Origin of the sequence: Peribacillus acanthi, from assembly GCF_003073175.1 — a bacterium.
GTDB classification, from domain to species: Bacteria; Bacillota; Bacilli; order Bacillales; family DSM-1321; genus Bacillus_BN; species Bacillus_BN acanthi.
The window spans coordinates 48,608-61,147 of sequence record NZ_QBBX01000020.1 but is presented as its reverse complement, the minus strand read 5'-3'; the positions used below and the strand labels follow the sequence as shown (position 1 = coordinate 61,147).

The following is a 12,540-nucleotide window of genomic DNA, read 5'->3' as shown; positions in this document are numbered from 1 at the left end:
TCCGAACACGGAAGTTAAGCTCTTCAGCGCCGATGGTAGTTGGGGGTTTCCCCCTGTGAGAGTAGGACGTTGCCAGGCAAAAAAGAAGATCAGCTGATGAGGCTGGTCTTTTTTTTGTCTTTTGGGTTAAACAAGAGGTAAATAAGTCTTCTTTATTGACCAAAAGATAAGAGAAACCAAAACACGGAGAGGGAGCGTACATAAAAAGAGTAAGTGAATGTACATGAGGTTAGAGGGTCAGAGGAATGTAGAGTTAGACCGTTGTTAGCATAACGATTCATAAAGAGTGAATCAATTAAAACAGATTAGAAATGCAAATTCACATGCAATATATCGTTTACTTTCTTCTTTATTCATTCACTAGTGATCCTATATCGTTCACTTTTGCCCAAAATACCCTGCGCATTAGACAATTTACCTTTCACTATTAAGTTACTTTAGATAAATACCGTTCACATGGTCGCCTTTATCAACCAAAAAGTTAGGAACCCATACACATCTTCTTTATTTCCAATCGAAAAGCCATAATACATTTCACAATCGCTCCTTATATAAGACATGTACTTAACCATTCTAATTTCACTATATTTTTAATAAATTTGCTCTAACTTCTTAACCTTAAAAAGAAGGAGCTATGCACTTCAATATTGAATATTGTAGGAACAAAAGGTATTAGTTAGCGATTGTTTAGCTATTTCTTCCTTCAAACAAAATTTCCTCGCTTGATAAATCAAAATCTTACACTCATTAAAATCACCAAATTATTTTTTCTTTATCACGTTTCTAATTGGTTGGAATAGGGTAGAAATATAGATAGATTCATCACTTTTTTACCAAATATTACATAATAAATTTGTTAATTCGACTTTATTGCAAAATGAAATTAATTCCCCTATAATAATAGTCAAATATAGTCAAAGTCAGACAAATACATCTTTGACTATATGAAAAATCAAGGACTAATGATTGGAGGAGGGCGAAGTGAAGAACATATCTGATATTATTGAGAGTTATTTGAAGAAGGTATTAGATATGAGCGGTAAGGAAATTGTTGAAATTAAGCGAAGTGAGATTGCTGATAAGTTTCAATGTGTTCCTTCTCAGATCAATTATGTAATAAACACTCGTTTCACTACAGAGAGAGGGTATGCTGTGGAAAGTAAACGAGGTGGTGGTGGATATATCCGAATCATGAAGGTAAAGGTGTATGACCATGCCCATTTAATTGATCAGCTGATGACACTTACCTCGACTCGAATTGCCCAATCCAGTGCAGAGGATATTATCAATCGGCTAGTCGCCGAAAATATAATTAATAGACGCGAAGCGAAAATGATGTTAAGTGTGATGGATCGCTCCGTATTGTATATCGACTTGCCAATAAGGGATGAACTAAGGGCGAGGATGCTAAAGGCGATGCTTGAGACACTAAAATATAAATAATTCTCCATTGGGGTGATTGCGATGATTTGTCAGGAATGCAAAGACAGACCTGCAACCCTTCATTTCACTAAAATTGTGAACGGTGAAAAAACGGAAGTTCACTTGTGTGAACAATGTGCACAGGGTAAAGGGGATACTTTCTTTTTTAATGGGGGATCCAGTTTCTCCATACATGATTTATTAGCAGGGATATTAAATGTCGAACCTGCTTTTCAGAAATCGAGCACATTCCCTTCTAGCAATGAGGTTACTTGTGAAGGGTGTCATATGAGTTATGCCCAATTCACAAAAATCGGTCGTTTCGGTTGTTCGTATTGTTATAAGAGTTTTGAGAAACAATTGGATCCTATTCTTAAGCGTCTTCATGGAGGAAATGTTGTCCATGCAGGGAAAATACCAAAAAGAACAGGAGATGATATTTCTTTAAGAAAGAAGCTGGCGACTTGGAAGAAACAACTTAAGGATTTAATACATCAAGAAGAATTCGAGAAAGCTGCTGAGTTGCGAGACGAGATTCGATCCCTTGAGAGAGAGATACAACGAACTCTGGAAAGGGGGCGATCACAATGAGTTTAGAACATTTCATTGAAAAGGCAGTTAGCTCTTGGATGAATGGTGATGGTCCAAATTCAGATATCGTGTTAAGTTCTAGAATTCGACTTGCAAGGAATTTAAAGGATTTTTCATTCCCTACTATTTATAGTCATGAAGAAGCTGTAAAGATTGTCTCTCTTTTAGAAGAAAATATGCGCGAAAATGCTCCAGGATTTGGACCATTGGAGTTAGTGAGGATGAATAATATCCAACCATTAGAAAAAAGAGTTTTGGTTGAGAAACACTTGATTAGTCCTCATTTAGCAGATCATTCTAGAGAGGGTGCATGTTTTCTCTCAGAAGATGAAAAAATTAGTTTGATGGTTAACGAAGAAGACCATATCCGCATTCAGTGTTTGTTATCTGGTTTGCAGCTAAACGAAGCTCTAGAATTAGCTAATGAAGTAGATGATTGGATTGAACAGCTTGTAGACTACGCTTTTGATGAAAAAAGAGGGTATCTGACAAGTTGTCCTACAAATGTTGGGACGGGGTTAAGAGCATCAGTAATGATGCATTTACCTGGGTTAGTGCTAACGCAACAAATGAATCGAATTATCCCAGCTATTAATCAATTAGGCCTAGTTGTCAGAGGTATATACGGAGAAGGAAGTGAGGCGCAAGGTAACCTCTTCCAAATTTCTAACCAAATGACACTTGGCAAATCCGAAGAAGACATTGTGGAAGATCTAAAAAGCGTAGTTGAACAAATTATTGAGCGAGAAAGATTGGCTAGAGAAGCATTAGTCAAAACATCAAACATACAATTAGAAGACAGAGTGTTTCGCTCTTTAGGAACTCTTTCACAAGCAAGAGTCATTGAATCTAAAGAAGCAGCCAATTGTTTATCTGATGTTAGACTTGGTATTGACTTGGGGTATATAAAGGACATCTCCAATACGATTCTTAATGAATTGATGATTTTAACGCAGCCGGGCTTCCTTCAGCAGTATGCTGGTGGAGCTTTAAGGCCCCATGAACGCGACGTGCGGCGTGCGACATTTATACGCGAAAGATTGATATTAGAGAAGAACAAACAAGAGTAAGGAGGAATAAATATGATGTTTGGTCGTTTTACTGAAAGAGCCCAGAAGGTTTTAGCATTAGCACAGGAAGAGGCAATCCGTTTGGGTCACAATAATATTGGTACTGAACATATTTTACTCGGTCTTGTTAGGGAAGGCGATGGCATCGCTGCCAAGGCTTTATATGCTTTAGGGTTAGGTGCTGAGAAGATTCAAAAAGAAGTAGAAAATCTGATTGGTAGAGGACAGGACACTGCGCAAACCATTCACTACACACCGAGAGCGAAAAAAGTGATAGAACTGTCCATGGATGAAGCAAGAAAGTTAGGTCATTCTTATGTAGGGACAGAACATATTTTACTAGGCTTAATCCGTGAAGGTGAGGGGGTTGCAGCACGTGTGCTGAATAACCTAGGGGTAAGTTTAAATAAAGCCCGTCAACAGGTTCTACAATTACTTGGAAGCAATGAGTCCGGTGGGCATCAAGGAAACGCCTCCTCTGCGGCAAGTACTCCTACACTAGATAGTTTAGCACGTGATTTGACGGCGATTGCTCGAGAGGGAAGTCTTGACCCAGTTATCGGAAGAAGCAAGGAAATTCAACGTGTAATTGAAGTATTAAGCAGACGTACTAAGAACAATCCAGTATTAATTGGAGAGCCAGGTGTTGGTAAAACAGCAATAGCTGAGGGTCTAGCTCAACAAATTATAAATAATGAAGTACCTGAGACTTTACGTGATAAGCGTGTAATGACTTTAGATATGGGAACAGTAGTTGCGGGTACTAAATATCGTGGTGAATTTGAGGATCGCTTGAAAAAGGTAATGGATGAAATACGCCAAGCGGGTAACATCATCCTATTTATCGATGAGCTTCATACATTAATAGGCGCTGGTGGCGCAGAAGGTGCTATTGATGCATCTAACATTTTGAAACCTTCGTTGGCTCGTGGTGAATTGCAATGTATCGGTGCTACAACGTTGGATGAATATCGTAAATATATCGAGAAAGATGCGGCACTAGAGCGTCGTTTCCAACCTATTCAAGTTGACGAACCTTCTGTTGAAGAGTCTATTCAAATTCTTCAGGGACTTCGTGATCGCTATGAGGCCCACCACCGTGTATCAATCACTGATGCATCTATTGAAGCAGCTGTAAAATTATCTGATCGTTATATATCTGATCGTTTCTTACCAGATAAGGCGATTGACTTAATTGATGAGGCTGGTTCAAAGGTGCGTTTACGTTCTTATACAACACCTCCGAATTTAAAAGAGCTTGAGGTGAAGCTAGAGGAAGTACGTAAGGAAAAGGATGCGGCAGTCCAAAGCCAAGAATTTGAAAAAGCTGCGTCACTTCGTGATTCTGAGCAACGTTTACGCGAGCAATTAGAAGAAACGAAGAAGACTTGGAAAGAAAAACAAGGTCAAGAAAACAGTGAAGTGACTGTGGATGATATTGCTACTGTTGTGTCCAACTGGACGGGTGTACCCGTTACTAAGCTGGCACAAACTGAATCTGAGAAGCTATTGAATATGGAGGAACTATTGCATGATCGCGTTATTGGTCAAGATGAAGCAGTCAAAGCGGTAGCGAAGGCTGTACGTCGTGCAAGAGCAGGGTTAAAGGATCCGAAACGTCCTATCGGTTCATTCATCTTCTTAGGGCCAACAGGTGTTGGTAAAACAGAATTAGCGCGTGCCTTGGCTGAATCTATTTTTGGTGACGAGGACGCCATGATCCGTATTGATATGTCCGAATACATGGAGAAACATTCAACGTCAAGACTTGTCGGTTCTCCTCCGGGTTATGTAGGATATGAAGAAGGTGGACAATTAACTGAAAAGGTTCGTCGTAAACCATATTCTGTTGTATTACTAGATGAAATTGAAAAGGCACATCCAGATGTGTTCAATATTCTTTTACAAGTATTGGAAGATGGTAGACTGACGGATTCTAAAGGTCGTACAGTCGACTTCAGAAATACCATTTTAATTATGACTTCAAACGTAGGTGCATCTGCGTTGAAGCGTAATAAGTATGTAGGTTTCAACATTCAGGATGAAGGCCAAGATTATAAAGATATGAAAGGGAAAGTGCTGGAAGAGCTGAAAAAAGCATTCCGACCAGAGTTCCTAAACCGTATCGATGAGATCACAGTCTTCCATGCCTTAGAGAAGAAACATCTAAAAGAAATCGTAACGTTGATGGCAGATCAGCTAATCAAACGTCTGAAAGAACAGGAAATTTTTATTGAGCTTTCTGATGCAGCGAAAGACAAAATCGCTGAAGAAGGGTATGATCCTGAATATGGTGCTAGACCATTGCGCCGTGCCATTCAAAAGCATATCGAGGACCAGTTATCAGAGGAATTATTGAAAGGTAACGTAGAAAAAGGCAAGAAGGTCATCATTGATGTGCAAGATGGAGAATTCAAGGTGAAGCCTGCAGAGGAAGCTACCACTTCTTAATTTAGCAATAAAAGTGTATTCCACTCGGCTGTAAATACAGCCGAGTTTTGCTTATTATTTAAGAATTTTATTTGAACATGTTCCTTTATTGAAGGAGAAGACAAAATCCATCTATAATTTTTACAGATAAGAAAATGAATTTACATACAAGGAGAAAGACATGGTAAAGAAAAAGACGAAGTTTATTTGTCAATCCTGTGGTTATGAGTCACCTAAGTGGATGGGAAAATGTCCAGGCTGTGGAGATTGGAATAAGATGGTGGAAGAAACGGAGGTAATAAAACCTGCTAGGAGGGGGGCCTTTGCTCACAGTGAAACAGGGAAACTAGGTGTTAAACAAAAAGCAACACCGATTACAGCCATTGAAACTTCCCAAGAACCTAGGATGCATACGGATTTAAAGGAATTAAACAGAGCACTAGGTGGAGGGATTGTAAATGGATCCCTCGTTTTAATCGGTGGAGATCCGGGTATTGGAAAATCAACCTTGCTGTTACAAGTATCTGCCCAAATGGCACAAAAACAACATAGAGTGCTCTATATTTCTGGGGAAGAATCTGTTAAACAAACCAAGCTCCGAGCAGACCGACTAGGGACTGTTTCTGATCATTTATATGTCTATTCAGAGACTGATATGGATTTCATTGAACAAGCCATTACAGATGTTGAGCCTAGGCTAGTCATTATCGATTCCATTCAGACCGTATTCCAACCAGAGGTAACCTCAGCACCAGGCAGTGTGTCCCAAGTAAGGGAATGTACAGCTACTTTAATGAGGATTGCGAAAACTAGAGGTATTGCAATCTTTATCGTTGGACATGTTACGAAGGAAGGAGCAATTGCTGGACCAAGACTGTTAGAACATATGGTTGATACCGTCCTTTATTTTGAAGGAGAAAGACACCATACATATCGTATTTTAAGAGCTGTAAAGAATCGCTTTGGTTCTACGAATGAAATGGGTATATTTGAAATGAAGGAAAATGGGTTAGAAGAGGTGGAAAATCCTTCAGAAATATTCCTGGAGGAACGTTCTAAAGGCGCTTCTGGTTCAACCGTCGTAGCCTCTATGGAAGGGACGAGACCAGTCCTAGTAGAAATTCAAGCGTTAATTTCTCCAACCAGTTTTGGGAATCCTAGAAGGATGGCGACTGGAATTGACCATAATCGAGTTCCTCTCCTAATGGCAGTATTGGAGAAAAGGGTAGGGCTTTTGCTTCAAAATCAAGACGCATATTTAAAAGTAGCTGGTGGAGTTAAGCTAGATGAACCTGCAATTGATTTGGCTATTGCCGTAAGTATTGCATCTAGTTTTCGAGATAAACCTACAAGGACTACCGATTGTATTATTGGGGAAGTGGGTCTAACTGGAGAAGTAAGGCGTGTTTCTCGAATCGAACAAAGGGTACAGGAAGCTGCCAAGCTAGGGTTTGAACGGGTGATTCTTCCTGCTAATAATCTTGGAGGTTGGACTGTGCCAAAAGGTGTGGAGCTTGTTGGAGTATCCACAGTTGCTGAGGCATTAATGTTTACATTAGGAGGATAATATGACTGATAGAAGAACAGATAAAGCTAAATCTGACATTTTACAGCTTGTTTCTCCTGGAACACCTTTGAGGGATGGAATTGACAATGTCCTTCGAGCGAATACAGGTGGTCTTATAGTAGTGGGTTATAATGAAAAAGTTAAAGCCATCGTGGATGGTGGATTTAAAATTGGGTGCCCATGCACGCCTAGTTTCTTATATGAATTAGCAAAAATGGATGGGGCCATAATATTAAATGAAACGGGCGAAAAAATCATCCTGGCAAATGCTCAATTAGCCCCGGATTCTGCAATTCCTTCGACGGAGACTGGAATGCGCCATCGTACTGCCGAGAGGGTCGCGAAAGAAACAAAAAGTTTGGTGATTGCCATTTCTCAACGACGTAATGTCATTACTCTGTATCAAGGAAATTTCCGTTATGCTTTAAAGGATATTGGTGTCATTCTAACTAAAGCGAACCAGGCTATTGAGACGTTAGAAAAATATAAAGCTGTTCTACAGGAAAGTATTGAAGGTTTAAGTGATTTAGAATTTGAAGAAATTGTGACATTTTCAGATTTACTCCAAGTTATGCAACGTTTTGTCATGTTTTTACGTATTAAAAGTGAGCTCCTTTCATATTTAACTGAACTTGGTACGGAAGGAAGGCTAATACGGCTTCAAATGAGTGAATTGATTTCCTCGCTGGAGAAAGAAGAGGAGCTGATTATCCGGGATTATGCCCAAGGACAGGTAAAGGAAATTAAAAACAAGTTACAGGAACTAGCGCAACAAGAGTTCATTGAGGACACAACTTTACTCAAGGTCATGGGATATACAGGTTATGTCCATCTAGATGAGTCCATCATTCCAAAAGGGTATCGCATGCTACATAAAATTCCTCGTCTACCTCATCTGATCATCGAAAATCTAGTCGATCAATTCAAGAATTTCTCAACCATAATGAAAGCGTCAGTAGATGAACTGGATGATGTGGAGGGAATTGGGGAAGTAAGAGCCAAAAAAATAAAAGAAGGCCTGCGTCAATTAAGGAATCAGTTGAAATAAGGGGGATTTTGTCGTTTTTTGACTAGTAATGGACATTCGTTGACACCTCTATTAACAGAATGCTAGCCTTAGCATATAAGGCTCTTGAAAAGTTATTTTTGGACAACAATTTGATGTCATTTTGATTAATTGCTTCAAAAATAGTAGGAATAGGTTTCAATTTCTAGAATTTGTTTATACTGAGTAAAAAAAGGAGGTGAAAGGATGTTAAAACGGATTATTCAAGCATGCTTTTTAATCGTAGGGGGAACATTAGGTATTTTCCTGTTACCTGAATTATTGATTCTAATCAACGCTGATGATCTTACATTTATTAACAATCCTTATGTAACGGCCATTTTAGGTGCAATCATATTTTATCTTTTAACTTTTTGGTCAATTGATTATGTGGTGAATTTTATGAAATGGATTGAGGAGCTGCTCGTTAAGGCTCCCATTACTGACATTATCTTTGGAAGTGTTGGATTGCTTGTAGGACTTTTCGTTGCATTTTTAATCGGTTATGCTCTTAATGCAATACAAGTTCCCATCGTTAACACGGTCGCTCCAATCTTATTAACTCTTCTGTTTGGTTATTTAGGCTTTCAAGTAGGATTCAAAAAACGCGATGAATTACTACACCTTTTTTCGAAAAGTAATAAGAAAAAAGGATTCGAAGCCGAGGATGAAGGTAAAGAGCTTGTAAAAACCTCTTATAAAATATTGGATACAAGCGTGATCATTGATGGTAGGATTGCTGATATTTGTCAGACTGGATTTATTGAAGGTACAATTGTGATTCCTCAATTTGTCCTCGAGGAACTTCAGCATATTGCAGATTCTTCTGATGCTCTAAAGAGAACAAGAGGCCGACGTGGACTTGATATTTTGAACCGTATTCAAAAAGACCTCACTGTTAAAGTGGAATTTTATGAAGGAAACTTTGATGACATTCAAGAGGTAGATTCTAAATTGGTGAAATTAGCTAAGGTAATGGGAGGAATCGTTGTAACCAATGATTTCAACTTAAATAAAGTATGTGAATTCCAGAGTGTACCTGTGTTAAATATTAATGACCTGGCCAATGCAGTCAAACCGGTAGTAATCCCAGGCGAAGAAATGCAAGTTCTTGTCATCAAAGACGGTAAAGAACAAAATCAAGGTGTAGCGTATTTAGATGATGGAACGATGATTGTGGTTGAGGATGGACGTGATTTCATCGGCAAACAAATCGATGTTCTTGTTACGAGTGTCCTACAAACATCGGCTGGAAGAATGATTTTTGCCAAACCTAAATTGCTAGAAAAAGCGTTATAAGAATAGGAGAAAAAGTGATGGAATATGAAGTGGTGATACCTGCAGCTGGGCAAGGAAAACGGATGAAGGCTGGAATGAATAAGCTTTTCCTTGAACTGAATGGCAAGCCGCTCATTGTTCATACTTTAGAAGTGTTTGATACTGATCCCCATTGTAAGAGAATCATTTTATCGATTAATCCCGCAGAAGAAGAGATATTTCATGCTCTTCTTCAGTCTTTTTCTATTAAGAAAACAACGAAATTTGTGGCAGGCGGGGAAGAAAGGCAACATAGTGTATCGAATGGATTGAGGGAAGTGGAAGAAACGGATATTGTACTCGTTCATGATGGAGCTCGACCATTCATCACCCATTCTTTGGTTTCAACGCTGACTGAGGTTGCCTCTAAACAGGGAAGTGCAATCCCAGGAGTGCCTGTAAAAGATACGATAAAAAAGGTTAGGGATTATGTCGTCATGGATACAGTTGAACGTTCAAGCTTGTGGGCGGTGCATACGCCACAAGCTTTTCGTGTTCCTATTTTGAAAAGGGCACATGAGGAAGCGGCTAAAGAAGGATATCTTGGAACAGATGATGCTAGTCTAGTAGAGAGGTTAGGGGAGCGTGTTCAGATGGTCGAGGGTGACTACACGAATCTGAAAATCACGACGCCTGAAGATGTTTTTTTTGCAGAAGCAATAATTAAATTACGTGAAAAAGGAGAACGATGATGTTTCGTATTGGACAGGGTTTTGATGTGCATCAGCTAGTGGAAGGAAGACCACTAATCATTGGGGGTATCACAATTCCTCATGAAAAAGGATTAATGGGCCATTCAGATGCCGATGTGTTATTGCATACCATTGCAGATGCTTGCCTAGGAGCGATTGCTGCCGGTGATATTGGAAAGCATTTTCCCGACACAGATCCGAATTTTAAAGATGCAGATTCGGCAAAGTTATTGACTCATGTTTGGGAACTCGTAAAAAAACAAGGATATGAACTAGGAAATATTGATTGCACGATTATTGCCCAAAAACCAAAAATGCGACCGTATATTGACCAAATGAGAGAAAGAATTGCTAAATTGTTAGAAGCATCTATGGACCAAGTCAATGTGAAGGCCACAACAACGGAACAGCTTGGTTTCACGGGAAGAGGAGAAGGAATTGCTACACAGGCAACGGTACTGATTTCAAAACGTTCTTAATTACATTTAGATGCGAAAAACTTAGTATCCCACATCTTTATTCTATATAGGTGTAATGGTAAAATGATTAAATGTGTAAGTATACATAAAATAGTTAATATTCGCTTAGGAGGCGTAAATAGATGAGCAGTGACATCCGTGTTCGATACGCACCAAGTCCAACTGGACATTTGCATATCGGTAATGCCCGTACCGCACTATTTAATTACTTGTTTGCCCGTAATCTTGGTGGCAAATTCATCATTCGAATTGAAGATACAGATAAAAAGAGAAATATTGCAGGCGGCGAAGAAAGCCAGTTGAAATATCTTAAATGGTTAGGAATCGACTGGGATGAGAGCGTCGATAAATTAGGTGAATACGGTCCTTATCGTCAATCTGAACGAAATGATATCTATGAGCAATATTATAAAGAACTTTTAGAAAAAGGTTCTGCCTACAAATGTTATTGTACTGAAGAAGAACTAGAAGCAGAACGTGAAGCTCAATCGGTAGATGGTGGCATGCCGATGTACTCTGGAAAATGCCGTCATTTAACAGATGAAGACCGTTCTAGACTAGAAGCAGAAGGACGCGAGCCTAGCATCCGTTTTGCTGTACCAGATGGGAAAGTATATTCTTTTGAAGATATGGTAAAAGGTGAAGTTTCATTTGAATCTGATGGAATTGGAGACCATGTCATTGTCAAAAAAGACGGTACACCTACTTATAACTTCGCAGTGACAGTGGATGACTACTTGATGAAAATTTCCCATGTGCTTCGTGGGGATGATCATATTTCTAATACTCCAAAGCAATTGATGATTTATGAGGCGCTTGGTTGGGAGCCACCTATCTTTGGTCACATGACATTGATAGTGAACGAAAGCCGAAAAAAATTAAGTAAACGTGATGAGTCCATTATTCAGTTTATTGAGCAATATGAGGAATTGGGATACCTTCCTGAAGCATTATTCAACTTCATCGGATTACTAGGATGGGCACCAGGTGGCGAAGAAGAAATCTTCACTAAAGAACAATTTATTCAAATTTTCGATGCTAAGCGCTTATCTAAATCACCAGCATTGTTTGATAAGCAAAAGTTAACTTGGATGAACAACCAATACCTAAAGCAATTGGATGTTGAACAGTTGGTAGGTTTGACTCTTCCGCAGCTTGTAAAAGCTGGAAAGGTTTCTGAAAATCTTTCTGAGAAAGAGTTACAATGGGTGAAGGATCTGTCTGCTTTGTTCCAAGAAAAAATGAGTTATGGAGCAGAGATTGTTCCATTGTCAGATCTATTCTTTAAGGATGAAGTAGAATTTGAAGAAGAAGGAATGGAAGTATTAAAAGAGGAGCAAGTTCATGAAGTGTTAACTGCATTCCTACAAGAAGTAGAAGCACTGGAAAGCTTTGAAGCGGAAGGCATCAAAAATGCGATGAAGGCTGTCCAAAAATCAACTGGTCAAAAAGGCAAAAAGCTGTTCATGCCAATCCGTGTTGCGACAACAGGGCAAACACATGGACCCGATTTACCTCAGGCAATTGCCCTACTAGGAAAAGAAAAGATAAAAAATCGCGTTTCACGTATTTTACATTAACAAATCAAAAAGAATATAATATAGTAGTAAGTATCTATATAGGTTTACGTAGATGGGGAGAAGTAAAAAGATGATGCTTTTAAGAGAGGACCATCACCGGCTGAAAGTGGTCTAAGCCGCTCATGTTTTGAAATGCACCCCGGAGTTCCTTTTCTGAACGGCCATTAGCCGCTAGGAAAAGGCGGAGCTATCCGTTATCGAGCTTAAGTTGGAATGCATAGACCTTTATTGGGTCATTTATGGATTCAAACAGAGTGGAACCGCGTACTATACGTCTCTGTCATTTTGACAGGGGCGTTTTTTGTTTATACTTTAAAGAAATTGGCAGCAAGGAAGTAAGTCAACAT

The 12,540-nt window shown here is 39.2% G+C and carries 10 protein-coding genes, 1 rRNA gene and 1 other annotated feature; all 11 genes read left to right on the top strand.

Features of this window, described 5'->3' with window-relative positions; genetic code table 11:
• Window positions 1-78 (top strand): 5S ribosomal RNA (gene rrf, locus DBX25_RS17370); the annotation flags it as partial.
• 954 nt (window positions 79-1,032) lie between these two features.
• The gene (locus DBX25_RS17365) at window positions 1,033-1,443 is read left to right on the top strand and encodes a CtsR family transcriptional regulator (protein WP_420812961.1); all 411 of its coding nucleotides are present in this window, start codon (window positions 1,033-1,035) and stop codon (window positions 1,441-1,443) included.
• Between the two features lie 21 nt (window positions 1,444-1,464).
• Entirely contained in the window at window positions 1,465-2,013 is a 549-nt protein-coding gene (locus DBX25_RS17360; protein ID WP_108672046.1) for a protein-arginine kinase activator protein McsA, read from the top strand.
• Window positions 2,010-3,083, top strand: coding sequence for a protein-arginine kinase McsB (locus tag DBX25_RS17355; RefSeq protein WP_108672045.1), 1,074 nt, complete (start codon window positions 2,010-2,012; stop codon window positions 3,081-3,083). Before DBX25_RS17360 ends, DBX25_RS17355 begins: the two co-directional genes overlap by 4 nt.
• Before the next feature lie 12 nt (window positions 3,084-3,095).
• Complete coding sequence (gene clpC, locus DBX25_RS17350; protein ID WP_108672044.1) at window positions 3,096-5,534, top strand: ATP-dependent protease ATP-binding subunit ClpC; 2,439 nt, start codon at window positions 3,096-3,098, stop codon at window positions 5,532-5,534.
• A 160-nt stretch (window positions 5,535-5,694) separates the two neighbouring features.
• Window positions 5,695-7,080 (top strand): DNA repair protein RadA, encoded by a 1,386-nt coding sequence (gene radA, locus DBX25_RS17345; RefSeq protein WP_108672043.1) that lies wholly within the window; start codon window positions 5,695-5,697, stop codon window positions 7,078-7,080.
• A gap of 1 nt (window position 7,081) precedes the next feature.
• Window positions 7,082-8,128: a DNA integrity scanning diadenylate cyclase DisA gene (gene disA / locus DBX25_RS17340; RefSeq protein WP_108672042.1), complete on the top strand. Its 1,047-nt coding sequence runs from the start codon at window positions 7,082-7,084 to the stop codon at window positions 8,126-8,128.
• Window positions 8,129-8,332: 204 nt separating this feature from the next.
• Window positions 8,333-9,424, top strand: a complete 1,092-nt coding sequence (locus DBX25_RS17335; RefSeq protein ID WP_108672041.1) for a PIN/TRAM domain-containing protein — start codon at window positions 8,333-8,335, stop codon at window positions 9,422-9,424.
• A gap of 17 nt (window positions 9,425-9,441) precedes the next feature.
• Window positions 9,442-10,134: a 2-C-methyl-D-erythritol 4-phosphate cytidylyltransferase gene (gene ispD, locus DBX25_RS17330; protein ID WP_108672040.1), complete on the top strand. Its 693-nt coding sequence runs from the start codon at window positions 9,442-9,444 to the stop codon at window positions 10,132-10,134.
• On the top strand, window positions 10,134-10,613 hold the full coding sequence (ispF, locus tag DBX25_RS17325) for a 2-C-methyl-D-erythritol 2,4-cyclodiphosphate synthase (RefSeq protein WP_108672039.1): 480 nt from the start codon (window positions 10,134-10,136) through the stop codon (window positions 10,611-10,613). The genes ispD and ispF overlap by 1 nt, the downstream gene beginning before the upstream one ends.
• Window positions 10,614-10,735: 122 nt before the next feature.
• The gene (gltX, locus tag DBX25_RS17320; RefSeq protein WP_108672038.1) at window positions 10,736-12,193 is read left to right on the top strand and encodes a glutamate--tRNA ligase; all 1,458 of its coding nucleotides are present in this window, start codon (window positions 10,736-10,738) and stop codon (window positions 12,191-12,193) included.
• 40 nt (window positions 12,194-12,233) lie between these two features.
• Window positions 12,234-12,475: a binding site (T-box leader), on the top strand.
• Window positions 12,476-12,540: the final 65 nt, after the last annotated feature.

Bases quoted from the DNA above. Each gene is read 5' to 3' on its own strand.
- ispD (WP_108672040.1), top strand. From the start codon at position 9,442: ATGGAATATGAAGTGGTGATACCTGCAGCTGGGCAAGGAAAACGGATG.
- clpC (WP_108672044.1), top strand. From the start codon at position 3,096: ATGATGTTTGGTCGTTTTACTGAAAGAGCCCAGAAGGTTTTAGCATTA.
- radA (WP_108672043.1), top strand. From the start codon at position 5,695: ATGGTAAAGAAAAAGACGAAGTTTATTTGTCAATCCTGTGGTTATGAG.
- gltX (WP_108672038.1), top strand. From the start codon at position 10,736: ATGAGCAGTGACATCCGTGTTCGATACGCACCAAGTCCAACTGGACAT.
- DBX25_RS17365 (WP_420812961.1), top strand. From the start codon at position 1,033: ATGAGCGGTAAGGAAATTGTTGAAATTAAGCGAAGTGAGATTGCTGAT.
- DBX25_RS17355 (WP_108672045.1), top strand. From the start codon at position 2,010: ATGAGTTTAGAACATTTCATTGAAAAGGCAGTTAGCTCTTGGATGAAT.
- disA (WP_108672042.1), top strand. From the start codon at position 7,082: ATGACTGATAGAAGAACAGATAAAGCTAAATCTGACATTTTACAGCTT.
- DBX25_RS17335 (WP_108672041.1), top strand. From the start codon at position 8,333: ATGTTAAAACGGATTATTCAAGCATGCTTTTTAATCGTAGGGGGAACA.
- ispF (WP_108672039.1), top strand. From the start codon at position 10,134: ATGTTTCGTATTGGACAGGGTTTTGATGTGCATCAGCTAGTGGAAGGA.
- DBX25_RS17360 (WP_108672046.1), top strand. From the start codon at position 1,465: ATGATTTGTCAGGAATGCAAAGACAGACCTGCAACCCTTCATTTCACT.